This is a genomic window from Oceanobacillus phoenicis, from assembly GCF_047238145.1.
Classification (GTDB): domain Bacteria; phylum Bacillota; class Bacilli; order Bacillales; family Amphibacillaceae; genus Oceanobacillus.
Map to the genome: position 1 here is coordinate 2,539,865 of NZ_JBDFME010000001.1, position 25,793 is coordinate 2,565,657.

Consider the following 25,793-nt stretch of genomic DNA (forward strand, 5'->3'; position numbering starts at 1 on the left):
CTTATACAAAAGTAAGACCCGTAAAAAGGGTCTTATTTCTATATCATTGGGGTGAAATTACGTGAAAGAAAAATGGGTAGAAAGGTATCAGTTGTTTAAACAGAAACATTCAACAATTATTATTATTCCACCAGCGATTTTATTAGGGGTATTCTTTTTTATATTAATGTGGGATAACGTTCAGACGGAAACTTATGCAATAGAGAGGTTTAGTAATTCTAATCAAACGATACGATCACCAATTACAATAGAAGATGAAGGTGAGACAGAAAGAAGGACAAGGGAAGCTGTTCAATCTGTACCAGATCGATACGATATATCAGAAGAAGTAACTGAAGAGCGATTAAATTACGTTACTGAATTATTTGATGCTGTTGATAAATTTTATGAAGAGCAAGATGATGAGACGAATGATGACAATGATGTACTCCCACTAACCGATCAAGATAAAGCAATTCAATTAAAGCAATTACTATCGAATGAAATAAGCAACGAAATTAGTGATCAAACTTTAATTACATTCCTTTCCCAATCAGATGAAGATTTAGAACAAGGCCAAGTAATATTTATGGAGGCTCTAGAAGAAACCTTAGATAGGGGAGTTCGGACAGAAAATATTCAGACTGCGATAGCTAATGTAGAACAGACTGTGGAATATTCAGATTTCAATGAAGAACTAACATTAGCACTCAATGATTTAGCTACTTTTGCAGTAACGGAGAATTCCTTTTTTGATTATGAAAAAACCTCCCAAGCTCGAAAAGATGCTGCTACAACAGTTGACCCAGTTATGATACGAGCTGGAGAAATCATTGTTCGAGAAGGTCAAACAATTACAAATGAAATCTATGAAAAGCTAAACTTAGTAGGTGTACTAGACAGTGAAAGAAATATCTTTCCTTTATTGGGCTTAAGTTTGTTAGTAGTGATAATTACGATATTTATCGCAGTTGAGTTATATCGAAGTGCAAAAGAAAATGATTGGAATATGAAAAAGGTTGCAGCAGTTCTATTAATAAGTGTAGTCGCCGTACTGCTAATGAAGGTCGCAAGTTTATATACAACACAATCAAATCAATTGTTCTATGTAACACCAATTGCTACAGCAGCAATATTACATAAATTACTATTACATGAGCGCATTGCCATAAAAATGGGGATTTTTTATTCGATTATTGCAACGGTTATCTTTAATGGCCAAATTGCAGGCGCGTTGAATGTAGAGGTTGGAATATACTTTTTAGTATCACAAGTAGCAGCTGTTGGTCTACTCTCCAATGTCAAAGATAGATATGCAATTCTTAAATCCGCTTTTGGAATGTCGCTTATTCATATTGCAACTATATTATTATTTATATTTTTATCATTTGAAAAATATACATGGCTGGATATTATTATTCAATCCAGTTTTGGAATAATTTCTGCGTGTTTAGCAGCGGTATTAGCGATGGGAATGCTTCCGCTATTTGAAAGTCTATTAGGTGTATTATCTGATATGAAATTACTACAATTGTCTAGTCCTAATCAACCTTTATTAAAAAAATTATTAACAGAAGCACCTGGTACGTATCACCATTCTGTGATGGTGGCAAATATAAGTGAAACAGCCTGCGAAGCTATAGGTGCTAACGGATTATTAGCAAGAGTTGGGGCATATTATCATGATATAGGGAAAACAGTCAGGCCACAGTATTTTATTGAAAATCAAGTTGCCATGCGTAATCCTCATGATTTTATGTCACCAAAGAAAAGTGCTGATATTATTATTAGACACCCTTACGATGGTGCTGATATGTTAAAAGAACATCGAATGCCGAAAGAAATTATCGATATTGCAATGCAGCATCACTCTAATTCTTTACTAAAATATTTTTACATGAAAGAGAAAGAAGAAAATCCGGAAGTAGAAGAAATTGAATTTCGTTATCCAGGTCCAAAACCAAAACTAAAAGAGACCGCAATCATTTGTATCTGTGATTCAGTGGAAGCAGCAGTCCGTTCTTTAAAAGAGCCGACTGAAGAAAAAATAGAAGCAATTGTGTCTGGTATTATCCGTGATAAAGTTGCTGATGGACAATTAAATGATAGTCCTTTAACATTAAAGGAGCTTACCATAATTCAATTTACTATATGTGAATCTTTAAAAGGAATATTTCACTCTCGAATCCAATATCCGAAAGAGGAGGAAAACTAATGCACATTGACTTTCATGATGAAACAAACTCTGTATCGGAGGATTATATTGATTTAATTCAACGATTATTGGATTTTGCAGCAAAAAAAGAATCCATTACATCCGAAGCTGAATTATCCATTAATTTTGTCGATAACAAAGAAATTCAAATTTTAAATCGCAATTATCGTCAAAAAGATACTCCAACAGATGTTATTTCTTTTGCAATGCAAGAAAGTAACGAAGAGGAGATGGAGATAATTGGAGCTGATGGACCGCTTGTATTAGGAGATATTGTTATCTCGGTTGACAAAGCAAAAGAACAATCCATTGAATATGATCATAGTCTAGAAAGAGAGTTAGGATTTTTAGCAGTACATGGATTCCTACACTTATTGGGATATGATCATATGAATGAAGAGGATGAAAAGAAAATGTTTGGTCGACAAGAAGAAATACTAGGTGAGTTTGGCGTTGAAAGGTAAACGAAGAAAAATAGGTTTCCGATATGCATGGAATGGTCTAAAAGAGATCGCTTCGACAGAATCTAATTTTCAGCTGCATTTAATTTCAACAATGGTCGTTATTTTATGTGGCATTATGATTGGTTTATCGAATGTGGAGTGGGCAATCATTATGCTCACTATAGGGCTGGTATTAGTTACGGAGATGATTAATAGCTCCATTGAAAAAGTTATGGATTATGTTCAACCTGAGATTCATCCGGCAGTAAAACATATAAAAGATGTTTCAGCAGGGGCAGTTTTAATTGCTGCTATTATTGCAGTAATAGTTGGTATAATGATTTTTGCTCCTAAAATAATGGAACTATTATAAGAAGGATGGAGTAGTTTATTCCATTAGTATCTCTAAACGTAAAGGTCTAAATCTTTCATTAGATTTGGGCTTTTTTCCTGTAAAAAGATGGAATAGATGAAAAATGTAATATCAACCACTTTTAAGATCGATTTAGAAAGTTTATTTCTTATTCATATTCATGCTATTATGATAACGATGTAATTTAACTTATATGACACGTTGTTGATAGAGTAACTCTCTATCGCAAAAAAAAGAAAGTTTTTAAAGGTTTTGTCGATTTAGTGAAACTGAAATCATTTTATAGTATGATATAAATTAATAAAATTAACGTCTCGGAGGATACAACATGGAAACGAATTATAAATCAGGATTCTTATCAATTATTGGTCGCCCTAATGTTGGTAAATCAACTTTTATGAATAAAGTAATTGGTCAAAAGATTGCTATTATGAGTGATAAAGCACAAACAACTAGAAATAAAATACAAGGTGTATATACTACAGACGATGCGCAAATGATTTTTATCGATACACCGGGAATTCATAAACCGAAACATCGACTGGGCGATTTTATGGTTCAAATTGCAGAAGATACCTTAAATGAAGTTGATAGTATATTATTTATGATAAATGCAGATGAAGGATATGGAAGAGGAGATCAGTATATAATTGATTTATTGCAAAAGGTTAATAGTCCTGTCTTTCTTATAATTAATAAGATTGATTTAATTCATCCGGATAAACTATTACCACTGATAGAGAAGTATAAGTCACTTTACGATTTTGAAGAAATTATTCCAATATCTGCACTAGAAGGAAATAATGTCGACCATTTAGTCGATGTATTGAAGAAGCATTTGCCAGAAGGACCTCAATATTATCCAGAAGATCAAGTTACTGATCATCCGGAGCGGTTCGTAATTTCAGAATTAATTCGGGAAAAAGTATTACATTTAACAAAAGAAGAGGTGCCTCATTCAATTGCTGTAGTAATTGAAAATATAGAGAAGAATGAGAATGAAAAGTTACTGATTCAAGCAACAATTGTGACTGAAAGAAGTTCTCAAAAAGGTATATTAATTGGGAAGCAAGGAAGTATGTTGAAAAATATTGGAAAACAAGCACGAAGAGATATTGAAGCGTTACTTGGCTCCAAAGTGTATCTAGAGCTATGGATAAAGGTGAAAAAAGATTGGAGAAACAGGCAAAACCAATTACATGAATTTGGATTTAGAAGTGACGAATATTAAACATGGAAATATTTAATACTTATGATTTGATTTAGAAAAGCCATTCTATAAATAAGTTACATTTTCAACCTAATAATTAAAGAAAGGTGGGGTTTCTTGTGGTAGATATAACATGGAAGTTGTTTAGTCAGACAGGAAACATTGAAACCTATTTATTGATGAAAGAATTAGAAAATGCAACATTGGATTATGATGGACAGGCTAAAGAATCAACAGAAGTATCTTCTACTGAAACCAATATATAGCTCATCTTGTAAAGAAAGTAAGGTGAAGCGATTGCTTGAAAAAATTGATGGGATTATTATTAAAACACAAGATTATGGAGAAACGCATAAGTTAGTTACTATTTTTAGTAATAAAATAGGTAAATTTAATGCCTTGGCAAAAGGAGCAAAAAAACCAAAAAGCAGAATGGCTGCTGTAACGCAGCCATTCATTAATGCTCGATTCTTTGTATATATCGGTACAGGATTAAGTACGATTCAACAAGGAGAAGTACTTGATTCTTTTCGAATCGTTCGAGAAGATATTTATAAGACTGCTTATGTATCATACATTGCAGAATTAACCGATAAGTTGCTTGATTCCAAAGACAATGATCCACACTTATTTGAACAATTTTATCAGACGTTATTGTGGATAAATAATCATGATGAAGTTGATATACCTGTAATTATGTATGAATTAAAATTATACAAAAAAGCAGGGTTTGCTCCTATTCTCCACAAATGCAGTAGATGCGGTAAGGAAGATAAGTTAGTGAGATTTTCGATTAATGAAGGTGGTATGTTATGTCAACAATGTGCTCATTTTGACGCGGAAGCAATTAATATTCCAGCTAAGTTATCTCGATTAATGTATTTATTTAGTGAAGTAGATTTGGAGCGAATTGGAAATATTCGAATGAAAAAAGAGAATGTTCAATTGATTAGAAATATACTATATGCGTATTATGATCAGTACGGTGGATTTTGGATTAAATCACGTAAAGTGTTGGATCAATTAGATTTATTTATCCCTCATGTAACGGAAAGTAAACCTCCCAATGAATAAAGTTTCACTTTATGTAATTATTGACAAATACAAACCGTATAGAGTATTATTTTTACATATTTAAAAATAAATTTGATTGCAGTGAAGAAGAGGAGTATTAAGAATATACTATGGATAGCGACTCTAGAATAGTGAAAGCTAGAGGATAGTAACCTTAAGAAGGAACTTCTGAGCAATGAACCATAAAGTGGCTCAATCAATTGAGCAAGTAGGGTGGAACCGCGGAAAAACCGTCCCTATGTCTATTTATAGACATAGGGACGGTTTTTCTTATCTTAGCGGTAGAAAGAAAAATTGTGGGATAGCGGATGAACTCCCGGTAGGTCTCGCATTATAAATTAAGGAGTTGACAATATGAACATTCAAGAAATGATATTAACATTACAAAATCATTGGTCAGATCAAAATTGTATACTTATGCAAGCCTATGATACAGAAAAAGGTGCAGGAACAATGTCTCCAATGACATTATTAAGAAGCTTAGGTCCTGAGCCTTGGAATGTAGCATATGTGGAACCATCGAGACGTCCTGATGACGGAAGATACGGTGAAAATCCTAATCGACTTTATCAACACCATCAATTTCAAGTAATTATGAAACCGTCACCTGATAATATTCAAGAATTATATCTAGAATCATTAAAAAAACTTGGCATTAATCCATTGGAACATGATATCCGTTTTGTGGAGGATAATTGGGAAAATCCTACCTTAGGTGCAGCGGGATTAGGATGGGAAGTATGGTTAGACGGAATGGAAATTACGCAATTTACGTACTTCCAACAAATTGGCGGGCTCGAAGCAAACCCTGTTACAGTAGAATTAACATATGGAATAGAACGCTTAGCATCGTATATTCAAGATAAAGAGAATGTGTTTGATCTAGAATGGAATAATGGTGTTACTATTCGAGATATCTTTTATCAGCCTGAATTTGAACATTCCACATATACTTTCAAAGAATCTAATACGGAAATGCTTTTTGACTTGTTTTCAATGTATGAGAAAGAAGCAAAGCAAACTATGGAAAAAGGACTTGTATTTCCTGCATATGATTATGTTTTAAAATGCTCTCATACATTTAACTTGTTAGATGCAAAGGGAGTAATTTCAGTTACCGAGAGAACCGGGTATATTTCTAGAATTCGTAACTTAGCGAGAAGTATTTCAAAAATATATGTATCTGAACGTGAAAAATTAGGATTTCCAATGCTTCAAGAGAAAGGAGCTAAATAAAATGGCACGTGATGTATTAATTGAGATTGGATTAGAAGAGTTACCTGCACGATTTATAGATGATGCAGAATTACAATTTTATACAAAAACAAAACAATGGTTAGAGGATAATCGAATTTCCTTTGATAGTGTAATATCTTATTCAACTCCTAGAAGGTTAGCTGTTTATGTAAAAGATATGGATGAAAAACAAACTTCCATTGAAGAAGATGTAAAAGGACCAGCACTCAAAATTGCCAAAGATGAAGAAGGAAATTGGACTAAAGCAGCACAGGGCTTTACGAGAGGTCAAGGACTATCAACAGATGATATAGTTGTTAGAGAGGTAAAAGGCAATTCCTATATTTACGTTACAAAGCATATTGAAGGAAAACCTGTCCAAAAACTATTACCGGAATTTAAATCGATTATTGAGTCGATTACGTTTGGTAAAAATATGCGCTGGGGTAATGAGACCATTCGTTATGCAAGACCGATTCGTTGGTTAGTGGCCTTATTCGGTGAGGAAGTCATCCCTTTTGAAATCGCGCACGTAGCTACAAATAATATGACGTATGGTCATCGTTTCCTAGGAGAAAAAGTGACAATACAGCAACCGGCTGAATATGAGGATTTACTAAAAGAAAATTATGTAATTGCAAAAGCAAAGGATAGAGAAGCACTAATTGTCGAAGAATTATCTAATCTTGAATCAGAACATACTTTTGAAATTTCAGTTGATCAAGAGTTACTAGAAGAAGTGAGAAATTTAGTAGAATATCCTACTGCCTTTGTTGGAAAATTTGAAGAAGCTTATCTTGAAATTCCGCCTGAAGTTTTAATTACTTCGATGAAAGAACATCAACGATATTTTCCAGTTCACAAAAAGGGAAAGTTACAGCCTTATTTTGTAGGTGTTCGTAACGGCGATAGCTCTCATCTTGAAACAGTCGCCAGGGGTAATGAAAAAGTATTAAGAGCCCGTTTAGCTGATGCAGAATTTTTCTATAATGAAGACCGTAAGCATTCCATTGATTTTTTCCAAGAGAAGTTATCAAAGGTAGTTTTTCAAGAAAAACTAGGTACTTATTCCGATAAGGTAGAACGAATGAAAAAAATTGCTGATCGTATTTCAGAAAAACTCACCTTAGCAGTGGAAGATAGAAAAAAAATTGTACGTACAGCTGAAATTTCTAAGTTCGACTTAATGACAAATATGGTAAACGAATTTACGGAATTACAGGGAATAATTGGTGAAAAATACGCGAATTATTTTGGAGAAGATAAATCTACTTCACAAGCAATAAAAGAACATTATCAACCGAAACATGCAAAAGATGATTTACCACAATCGGTTATCGGTTCCGTGGTTAGTGTAGCGGATAAATTAGATACGATTACAGGATGTATAGCTGTAGGGCTAATCCCAACCGGATCACAAGACCCATATGGGTTAAGGAGACAAGCTTCTGGAATATTACGGATATTACACAATGAAAAATGGAACCTAACAGTGGAAGAATTAATCAATATTGCCCTCGAGGTAATCCAGCAATCAAATGTACCCATAAGTGAGAATATTACAGAAGAATTAATTGAATTCTTCCGCTTGCGAGCAGTATATCTAATGAAAGATGCAGGTTTAGAGGTCGATGTTATTCACGCTGTAACGGATCAAAAGCTTGGAAATATATTTGTATCATTTGATAAGGCACAAGAATTGTCCGAAAAGCGAAATGAAGAGACTTTTAAACCAATCCAAGAAGCTCTCGTTCGTGTTTTGAATCTATCGAATAAAGTAGAAACAAATGGATCGATAAGTGAAGAAAAATTAGAAACAGAATCAGAGAAAAACCTTTACACACGTTATTTAGATATCAAAGCAGTATATGAAAATCAACTCATTCAAAATGAAACGAAACAGGCGTTAGCTACACTTGCACAACTAGCAGCACCAATTCATGCGTTCTTTGACAACAATATGGTGATGGCAGATGATGTTGAGATACGCAATAATCGTCTTGCATTAATACAAGCACTAACATCTCTTATTCTTCCATACGCTGATTTAAGAAAAATTGAATGGAAACAACAGTTTTAAATGGAAAAATAGATGCTTGTTCTTGTTATAACTGATACAATTAATAAAAGGATAAAGTAAAATTAACGTTTAGGGGTTCGTTCTTCTCCCACTAAATGTTAGTAGCACAAGGGAATGACCTAACGCCCCTTGAACAGTATCGGACATTTACGGGTAGTTTATCCCCCACTTATTCTCAATGGCTATAGTCTTGTCGTCATGAACTGGGAGTATTACTCCCAGTTATATGCGGAATCAAGGTCGCAATCAAAATTAAACAGCAACGAATATGTTGTTGTTTGGGTGGTGAAAAAATGGACTTAACAAAACGACAACAGCAAATAGTAGAAATCGTAAAAGCTGATGGTCCAATTACTGGGGAGCATATTGCAGACCGACTAGATTTAACTCGAGCTACCCTTCGTCCGGATTTAGCCATTTTAACAATGGCGGGATTTTTGGATGCAAGACCACGAGTTGGGTATTTCTATACAGGGAAAACCGCTTCAGAGTTATTGTCTGAAAAAATCAAGAAATATAAGGTGCATGAATTTCAACAGGTACCTGTGGCAGTGAAAGAAAGTGTGTCTGTATATGATGCAATTTCTACTATGTTTTTAGAGGATGTAGGTACATTATTTGTCGTTGATGATTATGCTTGTTTAACAGGTGTACTATCCAGAAAAGATTTACTTAGAACAAGTATGGGACACCAAGACTTAACAAGCATTCCAGTGCATATTATAATGACACGTATGCCAAACATTACAGTTTGTCGAAGAGATGATTTATTAATTGATGCTGCTCATAAGTTAATTTCAAAACAAATCGACGGACTTCCGGTAGTAAAGGATAGTGATCGAGGATTAGAAGTAGTCGGTCGAATAACAAAAACAACAATGACAAAATTGTTAGTGGAACTAACTACGGATGAAGATATTTAATCATTATTGATTCTTAAGAGAGGGGTAATATGGATGTCTACCCAGCCAATTATTTACGTGCTTTCTGATTCTGTCGGGGAAACTGCAGAATTAGTAGTTAAAGCGGGTCTGAGTCAATTTAAAAATGGAGATTATAAAATTCAAAGAGTTCCATATGTAGAAGATAAGGAAACTGTGGATGAGTTTCTTACACTTGCAAAAGATACAGTTAGCATAGTAGGATTTACACTAGTTGATCCAGATTTAAGAGCATACGTAAATCAACAAGCGAAAAAACTTGAAGTAGAAGCTATCGATATTATGGGTCCAACAATGGATGCGATGGAACGAGTATTTCATCGAACTCCTCGTCTAGAAGCAGGATTAGTACATAAATTGGATGAAGACTACTTCAAAAAAATCGAAGCCATTGAATTTGCTGTTAAGTATGATGATGGTAGAGATCCAAGAGGAATATCACGTGCTGACATCATTTTGATAGGGGTATCACGTACATCTAAAACACCATTGTCGCAATATCTAGCTCACAAAAGAATTAAAGTAGCAAATGTACCAATAGTTCCAGAAGTAGATCCCCCAGAAGAATTAATGATGGTTGATCCGAAAAAATGTATTGGATTAAAGATTACAGCAGAAAAATTGAATAGTATTCGAAAAGAACGTCTAAAAGCACTTGGGCTCGGAGATCAAGCAACTTATGCGAATATGAATCGTATCGAGCAAGAATTAGAATACTTCCAAACTATTGTAGATAAAATTGGTTGTCAGGTCATTGATGTTTCTAATAAAGCTGTCGAAGAAACAGCAAATCATATATTGCGATTGAAGCAAGAAAACAATACATTATAAATTAGTGAAGATGACATTCTGTCGTAAAAGCAGAATGTTTTTCTTTTTACTAGATTTTGAGGCAAAATGATAGATATCTATTCAAAAATATATTATAATAATCATTCGTGTGAGCATAACAACACAAAATCCAATTCTGAAAAGTAAAACATTAAGAAGAAAGAAGGATTCTACTATACACTTGTAGAATTTAAAGAAAGGCAATTAACGAAAAAAATATTATGAAAGCCTTCTGAGAGTTACTTTTAGCATTTAGAAGGTGTTTTTTTCGGAATAAGAGAAAAATATGTCGAAAAGTGAAGGATTTTTTTAAGAAGTCACGAATAATATTATAGTATGGTGGTAAACATGACCAATCAAGTACCAGATGAAATCATTGAACAAGTAAAAACTGCTAATGATATTGTTGATGTTATTGGAGAGTATATTCAACTGAAAAAACAGGGTCGAAATTATTTTGGTCTTTGTCCGTTTCATGGGGAGAAGACACCTTCTTTTTCGGTATCTCAAGAAAAACAAATTTTTCATTGTTTTGGATGTGGAAAAGGTGGTAATGTTTTTACCTTTTTGAAAGAAATAGAAAGTTTTACATTCTATGAAGCGTTACAGTTCCTATCAGAGAAGCAAGGAATTGAATTGCCACAATCATCTATTAAAAAAGAATCCTCTTTATCAGATGAAGATCAACAAGTGCTTACAGCAAATGACTGGCTTATGAAGTTATACCACCATTTACTGAAGTACACAAAAGACGGTAAAGAAGGTTATCAATATTTGAAAGAACGTGGTATTACTGATGAAGGAATAGAGGACTTTCAGATTGGCTATGCTCCGAATATAAAAGACTTTACCTTAGAGTTTCTTACCAAAAAAGGATTTAGTAAACAATTACTTGTAAAAAACGGTATTTTATCAGCACAGAATGAACATGATGTTATAGACCGTTTTCGTGGTCGAGTAATTTTCCCGATACGTAATGCTATAGGAAAAACAGTTGGTTTTGTTGGGCGTGCATTGCATGATGGTGTAGAACCAAAGTATTTAAATAGCCCTGAAGGCGGGTTGTTTCAAAAAAGCAAAATATTATTTAATTTTGATTTAGCAAAAAAACACATCCGAAAAGAAAATGAAGTTATTTTATTTGAGGGTTCTGTCGATGTTATTAGTGCTTACCAGGCTGGTTTAAAAAATGTAGTAGCCACATTAGGTACTGCTTTGACTGAATCTCAAGCGAAATTATTAAACCGTTATGTGGATACGGTAATTATATGTTATGACGGGGACAATGCAGGTTTGAATGCAGCTTATAAAGCTTCCCAGTTACTTCGATCCGTAGGTTGTGATATAAGAATTGCAAAAATGGATCCCACTGATGATCCGGATAGTTTTATACGAAGTAATGGTATGGAGGCTTTCCAGAATCGGGTGATTCGAACAAGTGATACCTATATGACCTTCTATATGAGATTTTTACGAAAAGATTATAACTTAAAAGTAGAAGGAGATCGGATTGCTTATATCGAAAAAGTACTTAAGGAACTTTCGATGATTGAGAGTACCCTAGAACGGGAATATTATGTGCAAGAATTGCATAAAGAATTTAATCTGTCTCATGATTCTCTAATGGCACAATTACAATCTTATCGGAATAATCAACTGAATTCTAGGGATAATCAACAGTATAACAGATATACTAATAAAAGTATTTCATCATACCAAACAAAGCTCCATCCTGCTTATTTAAATGCAGAAAAGAAATTAATTGCATATATGTTACAGGATTCGTATATTACTGAAAAGGTACAAAACGATTTAGGAGCGTCATTCAATATCAATGATCACAAAGTTATTGCTACGCATTTATATGCTTATTATGAGGAGGGAAATCCTCCAGATATAGGATTATTTATGGAAAGACTATCCGATGATCATTTAAAAAAACAAATTGTTGAAGCTGTAATGATGACGGATATTGTAAATAGTACAGATGAAGAAATTGATGATTATATTCGTTTTATCTTAAACGAAAGTAACCAAAAAGTAAGTATTAAATCTTTGAAGGAAAAGCAAAGAATTGCAGAGCAACAAAACAATCCAATGGAAGCAGCTGAAATAGCAATGCAAATTATTGAAATTCAAAAACAGCGTAAGCACATGAACTAAAAATTATTTGACTTGGAAGGAGGGGGACTCATGGCCGAACAAAAGCCTTCGCATATGAAAGAAGAAGCAACAGAAACAACAGAAGTAACTACTTTGGAACAAGCTAAGAATAGACTTTTAGAAATTGGGAAAAAACGCGGTTCATTAGCCTATGAAGAGGTGGCAGACGGTTTATCTAATTTCGAACTTGAATCAGAACAAATGGATGAATTTTATGAGTACCTAGAAGAACAGGGTGTTGATGTGATTGGTGAGTCGGAAGATGACCCCGAAATGCAGAAAATCGCGAAAGAAGAGGAATTTAATCTTAATGATTTAAGTGTACCATTAGGTATTAAGATAAATGACCCTGTTCGAATGTACTTGAAGGAAATTGGTAGAGTAAATCTATTGTCTGCTGCAGAAGAAATCGACCTTGCTTCACGTATTGAAGAAGGCGATGAAGAAGCAAAAAGACGGCTAGCTGAAGCGAACTTACGATTAGTAGTTAGTATTGCTAAACGTTATGTTGGACGAGGAATGTTATTCTTGGACCTTATCCAAGAAGGAAATATGGGTCTTATCAAAGCTGTTGAAAAGTTTGATTATCGTAAAGGATTTAAGTTTAGTACGTATGCTACATGGTGGATACGTCAAGCAATCACTCGTGCGATAGCTGACCAAGCAAGAACGATTCGTATTCCAGTTCACATGGTAGAAACGATTAATAAGTTGATTCGGGTACAACGGTCATTATTACAAGACCTTGGACGGGAGCCTACTCCAGAAGAAATTGGCGAAGAAATGGAATTAAGTCCGGATAAAGTAAGAGATATTCTTAAAATTGCTCAAGAACCAGTATCATTAGAAACTCCAATTGGAGAAGAAGATGATTCTCATTTAGGTGACTTTATCGAGGACCAAGAGGCAATTTCACCCTCAGATCATGCAGCTTATGAATTACTAAAAGAACAGTTAGAAGATGTTTTAGATACACTAACTGACCGAGAAGAAAATGTCCTTCGATTACGATTTGGACTTGATGATGGGCGAACAAGAACATTAGAAGAAGTAGGAAAAGTCTTCGGAGTTACTCGTGAACGTATTCGACAAATAGAAGCAAAAGCACTCCGTAAGTTGAGACACCCAAGTCGAAGCAAGCGTCTTAAAGACTTTTTAGATTAAATCAAAGTCATTATCTGCTTATGGTGGATAATGACTTATGTATATCTAAAATGGGGTGATCCGGATTTCAAAAGAGAAAACGAAACTTATCATTAATGAAATTAATTATTGGAAAGAACATCGACTATTACCAGAAAGGTATTGTGATTATCTCCTTGCATTATATACAAAAGGTGGCGAACTAGAAGTAGATGATGGAAAGAGAAAGAAACTGAGAATTGCATTTGTATATTTTAGTTTAATACTGGTAATGCTAGTGGTTGTATCAACACTATTTATTTTTTATAATAATTCAGTATTACAATTTTTAATTTTAATTTTTGGATTTATGTTAAGTGGAATAGGTATTATTATTTTTCGTCCCAATCACCAACCTTTATCTTTTGTTGGGTGGATATCATTTTTATTGTTTCTATTGCAATTATCGATACTGCTTTGTCAAATATATTTTGATGCGTTAATAGTTATTGCTATGGCAGGTATTCAATTTTTTCTATGGTTTATTATAGGGTATCTCCGTAAAGATACTATTTTAAGAATGGTTGGACTAATCGCTCTGTTATCTATGTTAATTTATGTCGTTTTTTTAAATTTTCTATGATAATCCTTTAAAATTATCGAATTTTAAAGTACACTATATATAGTCTTTTATATATGCATTAAGGGGATTACATAAGGGAGGAAGCATAATGAAAAAAAACCCGGTTATACCATATGCAATTATTGCTGTTATCGGGATCCTTGCTGTAATTATTATTTCAGTAGTTGGAATTGATCAAAGACAAGCTATTCATGACGCTGAAGAAAATGGTGGGGAAGAAACCGAACAATCTGAAGAAGGCGGTGGAGAAACTGCTGGAGGAGATGGAGATGCGGTATTCCAAAATAATTGTGCAATGTGTCATGGATCTGATTTAGCTAGTGGATCTGCACCTGATTTAACTGAGATTGGAAGCAAATATTCTCAGGAAGAACTTGCTCAAATTGTACAAGAAGGTATCGGAAATATGCCTGCGCAAACTCAAGTGCAAGGTGAAGATCTGGAAGCATTAACGCAATGGTTAAGTGAGAAACAGTAATTATAAGTTTAAATGAATGAAAGCTTTCTGCTTAAAAATCAGAAAGCTTTTCTTAATGTAGAAGGTGAATTAGGTAATGGGTAAGCGAGTTAGTTTATCAAATCGTTTAAAGAAAGTAGCATCTTATCTCCCGGGAAATGCAAATTTTGCTGATATTGGATCGGATCATGCGTATTTAGCTGCATATGTTTGTCAAAACAATTCAGATGCAAAAGCAATTGCTGGTGAAGTGAATATTGGTCCTTTAGAAAGCGCAAAAGATACAATTAATGAATATGGATTGAAAAATCAAATTGATGTTCGGCTAGGAAATGGGCTAGAAGTAATCAAACAAGGGGAAGTTAATCAAATTGTAATTGCAGGTATGGGTGGATCGTTAATTACATCTATCCTAAATCAACATAAAGAAATTTCTTTAGAAGTAGATCGAATGATTTTACAACCCAATGTCGATGCAAAAGAATTACGACAATGGTTAGATAATCATCATTATCTTTTAGTAGCGGAAGAAATTATTGAAGAACAAGGACATATTTATGAGATTTTAGTGGCAGAAAAAGATGACTCATATAAATCTCCTTATAATAATTTGGAAAAAGAAAAACAACTTTATTTTGGTCCATACTTATTGCAAGACAAAAGTGATGCATTTATGAAAAAGTGGGAGTTGGAAAGAGAAAAGTTAGCGCGTATAGTTAAACAGATGAAGCAAGCAAAGCAGGTGGATCGAGAAAAAATTAACCAATTTACAAAAGAATTAGATTGGATGCAGGAGGTCTTAAACAATGAAAAAAACAACTTGGAAACACGCTGATTTTTTTCAAGCAATGGAAGTTTGGGCACCGAAACATTTAGCTTATGATTGGGATAATGTTGGTCTGCAGATAGGAACTTACAATTCGACTACGAATAGAGTACTTATTACTTTAGATGTCACTGAAAGTGTGGTAGATGAAGCGATAGAGAAGGGTATAAATTTAATTATTGCCCACCACCCTGTATTATTTCAGTCATTAAAGCAAATCAATATGGATACACCTAAGGGAAGAACGGTTCAAAAATTAATAAAGAATGATATCACTGTATACGCATCTCATACTAATTTAGATGCAGCAGATGGCGGTGTTAATGATATGTTAGCTAAGGAGCTAAATTTAACTCATACAACTCCACTTGTGCCTGTATATAATGAAGCGTATTATAAAGTTGTCATCTATGTTCCGGAAAGCCATGTGGATAATATCCGACAGGCTTTAGCTGACTCTGGAGCAGGGCATATTGGAAATTATAGTCATTGTACATTCCAAAGTTCTGGCCAAGGAACTTTTAAACCTCTAGATGGTACTAATCCATATATTGGAGATCAAAATGAAATCACATATGTTGATGAATTTAAAGTTGAAACGATTGTCCCTGAGCGTATACTTTCAAAGGTTATGAAGTCAATCCTCCACGTGCATCCTTATGAGGAACCCGCTTATGATATTTATTCACTAGAAAATGAAACTATGGAATTTGGCATCGGGCGTATTGGCAATTTAACAGAGCCAACCACATTAGACTCTTTTATTCAAACCGTCAAAAACCAATTTCAGCTAGAAGGTATGCGTATATCAGGAAATAAGGATAAAATGATTAAGAGAGTAGCAATTCTAGGTGGAAGTGGAGAAAAATATGTTTCCAAGGCTATGCGTCAGAAAGCGGATGTATACATCACCGGGGATATGACTTTCCATATCGCACAGGATGCTGCTGAAATGGGATTAACCATAATAGATGCCGGGCATTATATTGAAAAAATCATGAAATATTATACGAAACAAACACTGGTACAATCGATGAATTTGGACAAAGATTTTATAGAGATATCTGAGATAAATACTGATCCATTTCAATTTGTATAGATGGAGAGATAGGAGGTCATTACATGGGTATGAAATTTGAAGATTTACAATTAAACCCCATTGTAAATGATGTTATTGAACAATTAAAATTTAAGAATCCAACAGAAATTCAGGAAAAAGTTATTCCTGCTATTATAAAAGGAGATAGTGTAGTTGGACAATCTCGTACGGGGTCTGGTAAAACACATGCATTTCTATTACCTCTTTTTCACAAATTAGAAAGTGACAAAAAAGAGGTACAATTTGTAATTACAGCACCTACACGAGAATTGGCTACACAATTATACGATGAAGTAAGAAATATCATCACACTAGCTAATAAAACGACTGAATGGAATGCTAAGTTGCTTGTCGGGGGTACGGATAAACAAAAAATGATAGAGAAATTAAAGACGCCTCCTCATATTATCGTAGGAACCCCAGGTAGAATTTTAGACCTTGTTAAAGATGGAGCTGTATCTATATACACTGCGAAATCTTTTGTGGTTGATGAAGCTGACTTAATGTTGGATCTTGGGTTTTTAGAAGAAGTTGATCAATTATTAGTACGGTCGAAACAAGATATTCAATTGCTTGTTTTTTCCGCAACAATTCCACAACGACTACAACATTTTTTCAAAAAATATATAAGAAATCCATTAAATGTTAAAATTGATGAACACTTCTCACCAGAAAAAATGGATCATCGATTAATTCGTAAAAAACATCGGAAAGAAGCAGAAATCATTTGGGAAATTTCTCAATCCATCCATCCGTATCTTGCACTTATATTTACCAATGGGAAACAGCAAGCAAATGAACTTGCAGATGAATTATTAGAGTATGGTTTAGAAGTAGGAGTCATTCATGGGGGATTAAGCCCGAGAGAAAGAAAACGAGTTTTAAAAGAAATTCAAAATCTGAAATACCAATACGTTGTAGCTACAGATTTAGCCTCTAGAGGAATAGATATTAAAGGTGTCAGTCATGTTATAAACGCACAAATACCAAAAGAAGAATCTTTTTATATTCATCGAGTTGGTAGAACTGCTAGAGCTGGTTTAGAAGGAACGGCAATTAGTATTTATGATGATAATGATTTGTCATTAATCCAACGTTTAGAGCAAAAAGGGTTAATATTTGAATTTGTCGAAGTAAAGAACGGGGATTGGAAGAAGGATCAATCGTGGAATGAACGACAACGTCGCAAAAAAGTTGATACTTCCATTGATAAAGAAGCTTGGAAACGAGTATCTAAACAAAAAAAAGTTAAACCAGGCTATAAAAAGAAACAAAAACGTCAACACCAAGAGATTAAAAGACAATTAACTAAGAAAAAGAAAAAGTAAGGGAAGAGAGGAAACAATATGGTAAAGATTGGATCACATGTTTCAATGAATGGAAAGAAAATGTTACTAGGCTCTAGTGAAGATGCTGCTTTATATGGAGCAAATACCTTTATGATTTATACTGGTGCACCTCAAAATACAAGAAGAAAACCTATAGAAGAGTTGAATATTGAGGCAGGGAAAGAACATATGGATGCCAATGGAATACAAGATATTGTTGTACATGCACCATATATAATAAATATTGGTAACTCTATAAAACCTGCGACTTTTGAATTGGGAGTTAATTTCTTAAAAAATGAAATAGATCGTACCGAGGCATTAGGTGCTAAACAAATCGTACTTCATCCAGGAGCGCATGTTGGAGAAGGTCCTGAAAAGGGAATTCCGAAAATAATAGAAGGTTTAAATGAAGTACTAGATCCCAATAGTACTGTCCAAATTGCATTGGAGACTATGGCTGGAAAGGGATCTGAAATAGGACGTACCTTTGAAGAACTAGCTCAGATTATCGATGGTGTAACCCACAATGATCGTCTATCTATTTGTTTGGATACATGTCATATTCATGATGCAGGGTACAACATTGTAGAAGATTTTGATGGAGTATTAGAGCAATTTGATAAAATTATTGGTATTGATCGATTAAAAGTTATCCATGTAAATGATAGTAAAAATGAGCGAGGAGCTCATAAGGACCGTCATGAGAATATTGGATTTGGTTATATCGGCTTTGACGCTCTGCATAAGGTTGTTCATCACCCACAATTATCTGAGCTACCTAAGATTTTGGAAACACCATTTGTAGGTACGGATAAGAAAAATAAAAAACCTCCTTATAAACATGAAATTGAAATGTTAAAAGAAGGTAAATTTGATAACCAATTAAAAGATAAAATATTGGAAGCGTAAATTAGTGAAGCTGATTGTTATAATCAGCTTCTTTTTAATTAAAGAGATGTCCTAATCCATAAGATTGGATAACTTCATCCATTAACGCTTGTGCTTGTTGTGCTGTTTGTTGATCGGTAATCGTAGATAATTCATGAAACATACGATCACGATCACTAGCTTTAAATGGATCAGGGGAATTGGTTCTCAAATAGTTAATAATTTGTCTTGCTTGGTGTTCTGTTATGTGAAAATTATACTGTTTGCTATAATGAAGTAACTCGCCAACTGTCAAATTCCGAACTTTACTTTTTACCATTTCTTTAATAAAAAATGACATATTCTTCTCTCCTTTTCACACTCATATATAGATATGCAAAAAAATTAAAAATGATTACTTTTGAGATTGGTTGGTTAACCATATTTTAACAGTTTCGAATAGTAATTGTCTCCATAAAATAAGGTCGTATCAAAATATATGTTGGAGGGAGGATTTTATGATGGAAGATGAAAGAAATAAGGATGTTCATACAGAGGATGCACCACATCATGGGGATGATGAATATCATTCTTTTATTGGACATGATTTGAATAGTAAAAGAAATGAAGAATACGCACAAGAATTTACTGCAGATGATATAAGGGATAGTGACATACCGGAAGAAGAAGACGACGCTAATCCAGGTATCTTCTATGGATGGGCAGGGATTGCATTAGCTTTGATTTCATTCTTTGTTTGGCCAATAATCTTAGGATCTGCAAGTATCATCTTTGGTTTTGTAGCTAGAAGTAGAGATGTAGATACTCTCGGAAACATTTCAATTGGATTGGGTGCAATATCCATGCTAATGACTTTATTTGTTATACCATTTCTTTTTTAAGGCTGTTCATCCAGCCTTCTTTTTTATATAAATATTTTACTGTTTTTCTAAGGGGAAATAATAAATATGGTCTACTCTAATATCTGTTGGTTCTGTTGTTGGGTTTAATTGCTGAAATTCTTTCAGTAGTAGTTCTATTTCAATCTCTTGAGTCCTTCCCTGATGTAAACTTTCGATTATGCTTAAAACTGTATCACCAGGCATTACCTTTATTGGTATGATATTATAATTGAATTGTTGATTCTGAAAATTCGGTTCAGTGGAATAATTATCATTAATATGAGATAAATCTTGAAATATACTTATGAAAACCAATATAATTAATATGGATAATAATAGTTTTTTAAAGGGATGCATCGTTGTCTTGTCTCCTTTTATGAAACCTTTTTTGTTTTGAGATCGTATATATAGATAGAGAATGGAAGGGGCGAGTAATATATGGATTTATTTGATGTACAATGGATTGGTTTTCTTGCATTATTTTTAGGAACGTTATTCTTATTAGGTGAAGTATTAGTAAATATGCGTGGAATATTTGGTTTATTAGGAATAGGATTTATTTCTGTTTATTTTACGGCTTATTTAAATACAGACTCTGTCTTACTTATCATTATTGTTTATTTTATTGGTTTATTACTAATCATTATCGATGGAAAAATTGTTAACGATGGTACTCTGGCTACACTAGGGCTTGGAACGATGATTGCTGCTGTAGCACTACCACAGCCAGATTTAGCTAGTGGTTTATATGCAGTTATAGCGTTACTTTTCGGTACAGGATTATCATTGGTATTTTTAAAAGTTTTTAAACGTAGGAAAATGTGGACGAAGTTGGCTTTAATGGATCAGCTAACAAAAGAAGCAGGTTATAGTTCACTGTCAAAAGAATATGAAGAATTATTAGAAAGAGAAGGAGAAGCTTTAACGGACTTTCGGCCGTCAGGAACAGTGGAAATAAATAAGAGACATTATAGTGCCGTATCCGGTGGTCACTGGATAGAAAAAGGATCGAAAGTAAAAGTAGTAGAAGTTGATGGAACCAAAATTCGAATTGAAAAAATAGATGATTCTACAGTTACTGAATAAAATATAGCATTGTCATTATCCCGAAATTATATCCTCTATATAGAAAGAGGTTTAATTCCGGGATTTTTGTGTTAAAAGTAGATATGTATCAAACGATAAATCAAAACTTGAAAGTATTATAAATTGGAAATTACTTATAAACGAAAGAACACATATTTACAAATAATTGTTTAAAAATAAGACTTAACTAAAGATGCTTTATCCCACAACGTGCAGTAGTTCTTCCCATAGACTTGGCCTAATTAATGAGGATAAGTGATGGATAAACTGACCGTAAATGTCGATATGTTCAAATGCCTTTAGGTCATGCCTTTGTGCAATTAACAATCCGTTTAGGAAGAATATAAACTCCCACGGAATGAAGTTTCACTTTAATGAAACGTAAAGAAATATTAAGAGTATGTAAATTTTTCAAAAGAACCTTTACAAACAGTATAATATCATCAATAATGGATAAGGCACAAAATTCTACAAGAAATAACATAGGCCTTAGAAGGGATGAAGTAATACGTGGATATCGATGTACAAACACTATTAATTGAATTTATCGGAGGTTTAGGAATATTCCTATTAGGTATTAAATTCATGGGTGATGGATTACAAAAATCAGCAGGCGATCGTCTCCGAGATATACTGGATCGATTTACGAGCAATCCGTTTCTTGGAGTACTCGCTGGTATGATTGTAACTATACTTATACAAAGTAGTTCCGGAACCACAGTATTAACTGTTGGTCTTGTAAATGCAGGTTTTATGACTTTAAGACAAGCTATCGGGGTTATTATGGGTGCCAATATTGGTACAACAGTAACTGCTTTTATCATTGGTATCGACATTGGTGAATATGCATTGCTTATAATGGCTGTAGGTGCAATGTTGTTATTCTTCTTTAAGAAACCTATTGTCAATGCAATTGGACAAGCAGTATTTGGTTTTGGATCCCTATTCTTTGGTTTAGAATTAATGAGCAGTGGAATGTCACCGCTTCGCTCTTTAGAAGCGTTTCATGAACTTACTGTATCCATGAGCGATACGCCAATTCTAGGAGTAGTAATTGGAACAGTGTTCACATTAATTGTTCAGAGTTCATCTGCAACAATAGGAATATTACAAGGTTTATATTCTGAAGGTGCAATTGAATTAGGCGCTGCTTTACCAGTATTATTCGGGGATAATATAGGTACAACAATAACTGCAATTATTGCTAGTATTGGTGCTTCTGTAGCTGCTAAAAGAGCGGCATTAACACATGTAACTTTTAATTTAATCGGGGCAACTGTCTTCTTAATATTGTTGATACCTTTTACAAATTATGTAGCCTTCCTACAAGATTGGCTCAACCTAAATCCAGAAATGACAATTGCTTTTGGCCACGGGAGTTTTAACATTGCTAATACAATTATTCAATTTCCATTTATTGCAGCTCTTGCTTGGTTTGTAACCAAACTTATACCTGGTGATGATACAATTATTGAGTATAAACCACAGCACTTAGATCCAATATTTATTCAACAATCTTCTTCTTTAGCATTAGATCAAGCAAAAGCTGAAGTTGTAAGAATGGGTGGATATGCGCATAAAGGTTTAGAAGAAACACATTTATATGTGACTACTCAAAATGAAAAAAATTCTGAGATGGCGTTACAAGTTGAGGGCGCTCTAAACAATCTAGATAGAAAAATCACGGATTATTTAGTAGAAATTGCGTCAACATCTCTATCAGAAGTGGAAAGTGCTGAGCACACGGCTCTAATGAATACGGTACGAGACATTGAACGTATAGGCGATCATTTTGAAAATATAGTGGAATTGATTGATTATAAAATGTCAAACAAAGTAATCTTAACAGACCAAGCCATGGAAGATCTAAATAATATGTTTGATCTTACTGCGATGACGGTAAAACAAGCAATTGATTCATTAGAATTAAAAGATAGAGAAGCGGCATTGGAAGTTATTCAAAAAGAAGATCAAATTGATAAAATGGAGCGTAAATTCCGAAAAAGTCATATCATTCGTATGAATGAAGGTCTATGTAATGGATCAGCAGGGATCGTCTTTGTAGATATAATAAGCAACCTAGAAAGAATTGGCGACCATGCAGTGAACATTGCTGAAAATGTATTAGGTGAACAGTAAAATAATACAAAATCGTAGAGTGGGTAAGACCTCTCTACGATTTTTTTAATGGATTAATTCAAGATTCGATTATTACTGTTCTTGAAAAACTCGAAGTTCGTCACGCATATGTATTAGAGTAAATGATTATTGGTTTAATTTTATTATTTAATTCTAGGTATTACTTTTCTATAGGCTACCAATATAGTATTGGTCTAAAAAGCACAAAATTCTATACTTATATATGAATAGGAGACAAATTATCGTTAAGGAAGCCAATGATGGCAATACAGGTGGTTCGGGGATAGTGGAGATGGAATAGATGAAAAAACTAAGTAGGAGATAATGGAAGCTCAAACGAAACCGACAAAGAATCGGGAAATAATGGTGCAGATGAAGGAGAAAAGATTCTTGATAAAGCTACTAATATTCCATTCATGCTACTTGTTGGTTGTACAATAATGTTAATAGGTAATACTGTACTTTTTATACAATTTTTTTGTTGAATTTAATGCATAGTTAATCGAAATATATATCTTTTCAGATTTATCAATTATTAGTAATATAAGTAGTAAGGGGGGATAAAGTGGAAGAGATAGAGCAACTAATAGAAGAATTAAATAATGAATTACAGATTAATCCTATGATTGTAAGTGAAATTGACAGTATTGTTGAATTGAAATTGAAAGATGCAAATACGAATTATATTCTCTTTTTAAAAGGAAACAATCCTTACGTCACTCGAAACAAAGTAGATAATGTAGATTGTATGATTCAAATAAATACAAAAGATTTTATTAAGCTTGCAAACAACGAATTAAATACGACGATGGCTTATATGACTGGAAAATTAAAGGTGACAGGTAATATCGGAATAGCCCTTAAATTACAGGAATTACTTCAGAAATATAATACTAAATGAGTAAATAGAATTAAAAGTAGTTTTGAAATCTATAATTGCAGTTTAAAATTAGGATCACATTTCTTGTGTACTATCCTAACTAACTCGGAAAAGCAAGAACACTTTTCCGAGTGGTTTTCGCCTTTTGCTATTTAAGCTTGGCTCTCAACTATTTCAATTGTAGGAATAAACGGGTAGTAAATACCTTTAATGGAATCACTATACGGTGTGACAGTATCTAGAGATTTTTGTTGTTGGCTAAGTTGATTTAGTCTGTTGAAAAAAATTAATTAAAAATGAGAATAAAGGAGATATGTGTAATATTGACTCATTTGGAGTACATAATAATATAAACTTGTCTTCAAGAACATATGTAATTACGCTATCATAACTATTTTCTTTCAATAAAATTTCTATTAACTGATGCGTCGAAATAGCTTTAATATGTTTATAATTAATAGATCTATCGACTTGGATAAAATTATGGATGATAAAAGTTATCCATATCTTCTTTTGCTATTGTTGCCCATCCTATTAGTAGTTGCTTGGATGTTACAATTCCCCTCACAAAAAGCTTAAATAATGAGTTATTAAATTGATAGAGATTAACGCTTAGAAGATAAAATAGGTATCCGATAGCTTGTTGATTGAAATCATTGTCTAACCCTTTTTTAGTTTTTGCTTCTATCCAATGAAAATAAAATGGGGTTATTTTAGATGGTTTTGTTTAGGTTAATTGTTTGTGAGTGAGGATAAAAGAGATTGAACATTCTAAAAATGTTCACTTTGTTTTAAGTGAATTTAAATGCACTTCTGAATGCTTATTTTGAAAATTATAATTTAAATAATATCAAATTTATTTTCTTTTATGAAAATCTGTTCTAAATTGTTGTTCAAGAAGTTTATTGCAAGACAACTACATCACTCCATTAAAATAGGGCTAAGTATTTTAATATATAAAAAATAGTATAATTGAACTATAATAAAGTAATCGAGGATATTCAAATTGAAAGAAAATTATACTAAAAAAGTAGCTTTATATGATAAAAAGAAAAAAATGTAAAAATCTATTAAAATTTATGTTGAAATATAAAAAAGAACATGCTATTATAAATAACGCAGTCGAAAAACGAAATAAAAACTTTTGCAAAGACGCAAAAAAATGATTGACAGATTATGTTATACATGATAAATTATATTTCGTTGCTGTTATTACATAAACAACAATATTCCACAGTAGCTCAGTGGTAGAGCAATCGGCTGTTAACCGATCGGTCGTAGGTTCGAATCCTACCTGTGGAGCCATGGCGGTGTAGCTCAGCTGGCGAGAGCGTACGGTTCATACCCGTGAGGTCGGGGGTTCGATCCCCTCCGCCGCTACCATATATAATCATGGCGGTCGTGGCGAAGTGGTTAACGCACCGGATTGTGGCTCCGGCATACGTGGGTTCGATCCCCATCGATCGCCCCATGATAAATTTAATATTGAATAGAAGGACCCTTAGCTCAGTTGGTTAGAGCTATCGGCTCATAACCGATCGGTCGCAGGTTCGAGTCCTGCAGGGTCCACCATTTAACTATTCGGAGGTATACCCAAGTCCGGCTGAAGGGATCGGTCTTGAAAACCGAGAGGCGGGTCAAACCGCGCGGGGGTTCGAATCCCTCTACCTCCTCCATACATATTTTTCGTTTTATGAACAAATTAAATTCTAATACGGCTTGGTAGCTCAGTCGGTAGAGCAGAGGACTGAAAATCCTTGTGTCGGCGGTTCGATTCCGTCCCGAGCCACTTTTTAAAAAACAAGCAAATGCTTGTTTTTTTTAGTATATGAATGAAACCGAATACAAACATTGGTAATATAATGCATATCGTTTGCAACTACTTAAAAGCTTTGA

General features: G+C 33.7%; 24 protein-coding genes and 6 tRNA genes. 28 read left to right on the plus strand and 2 right to left on the minus strand.

What is annotated here, in order from left to right; all coding sequences use genetic code 11:
- The first annotated feature begins 61 nt into the window (after positions 1–61).
- From ABC346_RS12575 to ABC346_RS12660, 18 genes are all read left to right on the plus strand, one after another.
- A complete protein-coding gene (locus ABC346_RS12575) occupies positions 62–2,194 on the plus strand; it encodes an HD family phosphohydrolase (protein ID WP_413235167.1) in 2,133 nt (710 codons plus the stop codon).
- A complete protein-coding gene (ybeY, locus tag ABC346_RS12580; protein ID WP_413235168.1) occupies positions 2,194–2,658 on the plus strand; it encodes an rRNA maturation RNase YbeY in 465 nt (154 codons plus the stop codon). Before ABC346_RS12575 ends, ybeY begins: the two co-directional genes overlap by 1 nt.
- Positions 2,648–3,010: a diacylglycerol kinase family protein gene (locus tag ABC346_RS12585; RefSeq protein ID WP_413235169.1), complete on the plus strand. Its 363-nt coding sequence runs from the start codon at positions 2,648–2,650 to the stop codon at positions 3,008–3,010. Before ybeY ends, ABC346_RS12585 begins: the two co-directional genes overlap by 11 nt.
- 328 nt (positions 3,011–3,338) lie before the next feature.
- Entirely contained in the window at positions 3,339–4,241 is a 903-nt protein-coding gene (gene era, locus ABC346_RS12590; RefSeq protein ID WP_413235170.1) for a GTPase Era, read from the plus strand.
- A gap of 98 nt (positions 4,242–4,339) precedes the next feature.
- Complete coding sequence (locus ABC346_RS12595; RefSeq protein WP_413235171.1) at positions 4,340–4,486, plus strand: YqzL family protein; 147 nt, start codon at positions 4,340–4,342, stop codon at positions 4,484–4,486.
- A gap of 31 nt (positions 4,487–4,517) precedes the next feature.
- Positions 4,518–5,294 carry a DNA repair protein RecO gene (gene recO, locus ABC346_RS12600; protein ID WP_413235172.1) on the plus strand — a complete coding sequence of 259 codons (777 nt, stop codon included), beginning with the start codon at positions 4,518–4,520 and terminating at the stop codon, positions 5,292–5,294.
- 354 nt (positions 5,295–5,648) lie between these two features.
- On the plus strand, positions 5,649–6,530 hold the full coding sequence (gene glyQ, locus ABC346_RS12605) for a glycine--tRNA ligase subunit alpha (protein ID WP_413235173.1): 882 nt from the start codon (positions 5,649–5,651) through the stop codon (positions 6,528–6,530).
- A 1-nt stretch (position 6,531) separates the two neighbouring features.
- A complete protein-coding gene (gene glyS / locus ABC346_RS12610) occupies positions 6,532–8,610 on the plus strand; it encodes a glycine--tRNA ligase subunit beta (protein ID WP_413235174.1) in 2,079 nt (692 codons plus the stop codon).
- 293 nt (positions 8,611–8,903) lie between these two features.
- Positions 8,904–9,533 (plus strand): transcriptional regulator CcpN, encoded by a 630-nt coding sequence (gene ccpN, locus ABC346_RS12615; RefSeq protein ID WP_413235175.1) that lies wholly within the window; start codon positions 8,904–8,906, stop codon positions 9,531–9,533.
- 33 nt (positions 9,534–9,566) lie between these two features.
- Positions 9,567–10,382, plus strand: coding sequence for a pyruvate, water dikinase regulatory protein (locus ABC346_RS12620; RefSeq protein WP_413235176.1), 816 nt, complete (start codon positions 9,567–9,569; stop codon positions 10,380–10,382).
- 348 nt (positions 10,383–10,730) lie between these two features.
- The gene (gene dnaG, locus ABC346_RS12625; protein ID WP_413235177.1) at positions 10,731–12,545 is read left to right on the plus strand and encodes a DNA primase; all 1,815 of its coding nucleotides are present in this window, start codon (positions 10,731–10,733) and stop codon (positions 12,543–12,545) included.
- A gap of 30 nt (positions 12,546–12,575) precedes the next feature.
- A complete protein-coding gene (gene rpoD, locus ABC346_RS12630; RefSeq protein WP_413235178.1) occupies positions 12,576–13,709 on the plus strand; it encodes an RNA polymerase sigma factor RpoD in 1,134 nt (377 codons plus the stop codon).
- Between the two features lie 55 nt (positions 13,710–13,764).
- Positions 13,765–14,310, plus strand: coding sequence for a hypothetical protein (locus ABC346_RS12635; RefSeq protein ID WP_413235179.1), 546 nt, complete (start codon positions 13,765–13,767; stop codon positions 14,308–14,310).
- A gap of 88 nt (positions 14,311–14,398) precedes the next feature.
- Positions 14,399–14,788 (plus strand): c-type cytochrome, encoded by a 390-nt coding sequence (locus ABC346_RS12640; protein ID WP_413235180.1) that lies wholly within the window; start codon positions 14,399–14,401, stop codon positions 14,786–14,788.
- 76 nt (positions 14,789–14,864) lie between these two features.
- Positions 14,865–15,602, plus strand: a complete 738-nt coding sequence (locus ABC346_RS12645) for a tRNA (adenine(22)-N(1))-methyltransferase (RefSeq protein WP_413235181.1) — start codon at positions 14,865–14,867, stop codon at positions 15,600–15,602.
- A complete protein-coding gene (locus ABC346_RS12650) occupies positions 15,574–16,692 on the plus strand; it encodes a Nif3-like dinuclear metal center hexameric protein (protein ID WP_413235182.1) in 1,119 nt (372 codons plus the stop codon). Before ABC346_RS12645 ends, ABC346_RS12650 begins: the two co-directional genes overlap by 29 nt.
- Positions 16,693–16,715: 23 nt before the next feature.
- Positions 16,716–18,020: a DEAD/DEAH box helicase gene (locus ABC346_RS12655; RefSeq protein WP_413235183.1), complete on the plus strand. Its 1,305-nt coding sequence runs from the start codon at positions 16,716–16,718 to the stop codon at positions 18,018–18,020.
- Positions 18,021–18,038: 18 nt separating this feature from the next.
- A complete protein-coding gene (locus ABC346_RS12660) occupies positions 18,039–18,932 on the plus strand; it encodes a deoxyribonuclease IV (protein WP_413235184.1) in 894 nt (297 codons plus the stop codon).
- A 34-nt stretch (positions 18,933–18,966) separates the two neighbouring features.
- Here the strand turns inward: ABC346_RS12660 and ABC346_RS12665 are convergent, their stop codons facing one another.
- Positions 18,967–19,251, minus strand: a complete 285-nt coding sequence (locus tag ABC346_RS12665) for a DUF2624 domain-containing protein (RefSeq protein WP_413235185.1) — start codon at positions 19,249–19,251, stop codon at positions 18,967–18,969.
- 157 nt (positions 19,252–19,408) lie between these two features.
- On the opposite strand from ABC346_RS12665, the gene ABC346_RS12670 reads away from it, so the two are divergent.
- Positions 19,409–19,792: a hypothetical protein gene (locus ABC346_RS12670; protein ID WP_413235186.1), complete on the plus strand. Its 384-nt coding sequence runs from the start codon at positions 19,409–19,411 to the stop codon at positions 19,790–19,792.
- Positions 19,793–19,828: 36 nt separating this feature from the next.
- On the opposite strand, the gene ABC346_RS12675 is transcribed toward ABC346_RS12670, so the two are convergent.
- Positions 19,829–20,149: a hypothetical protein gene (locus ABC346_RS12675; RefSeq protein WP_413235187.1), complete on the minus strand. Its 321-nt coding sequence runs from the start codon at positions 20,147–20,149 to the stop codon at positions 19,829–19,831.
- Between the two features lie 81 nt (positions 20,150–20,230).
- Here ABC346_RS12675 and ABC346_RS12680 point away from each other — a divergent pair, with 81 nt between their 5' ends.
- From ABC346_RS12680 to ABC346_RS12720, 9 genes are all read left to right on the plus strand, one after another.
- Positions 20,231–20,878 carry an NfeD family protein gene (locus ABC346_RS12680; RefSeq protein ID WP_413235188.1) on the plus strand — a complete coding sequence of 216 codons (648 nt, stop codon included), beginning with the start codon at positions 20,231–20,233 and terminating at the stop codon, positions 20,876–20,878.
- A 510-nt stretch (positions 20,879–21,388) separates the two neighbouring features.
- On the plus strand, positions 21,389–23,017 hold the full coding sequence (locus ABC346_RS12685) for a Na/Pi cotransporter family protein (RefSeq protein WP_413235189.1): 1,629 nt from the start codon (positions 21,389–21,391) through the stop codon (positions 23,015–23,017).
- Positions 23,018–23,582: 565 nt separating this feature from the next.
- On the plus strand, positions 23,583–23,918 hold the full coding sequence (locus tag ABC346_RS12690) for an SCP2 sterol-binding domain-containing protein (protein WP_413235190.1): 336 nt from the start codon (positions 23,583–23,585) through the stop codon (positions 23,916–23,918).
- A 1,209-nt stretch (positions 23,919–25,127) separates the two neighbouring features.
- A tRNA-Asn gene (locus ABC346_RS12695) sits at positions 25,128–25,202 on the plus strand.
- Between the two features lies 1 nt (position 25,203).
- Positions 25,204–25,280, plus strand: a tRNA-Met gene (locus ABC346_RS12700).
- A 12-nt stretch (positions 25,281–25,292) separates the two neighbouring features.
- Positions 25,293–25,368, plus strand: a tRNA-His gene (locus ABC346_RS12705).
- Between the two features lie 24 nt (positions 25,369–25,392).
- Positions 25,393–25,469: transfer RNA gene (locus ABC346_RS12710), tRNA-Ile, on the plus strand.
- Between the two features lie 11 nt (positions 25,470–25,480).
- Positions 25,481–25,573 (plus strand) — tRNA-Ser (locus tag ABC346_RS12715).
- 40 nt (positions 25,574–25,613) lie between these two features.
- Positions 25,614–25,686 (plus strand) — tRNA-Phe (locus tag ABC346_RS12720).
- Positions 25,687–25,793 lie beyond the last annotated feature (107 nt).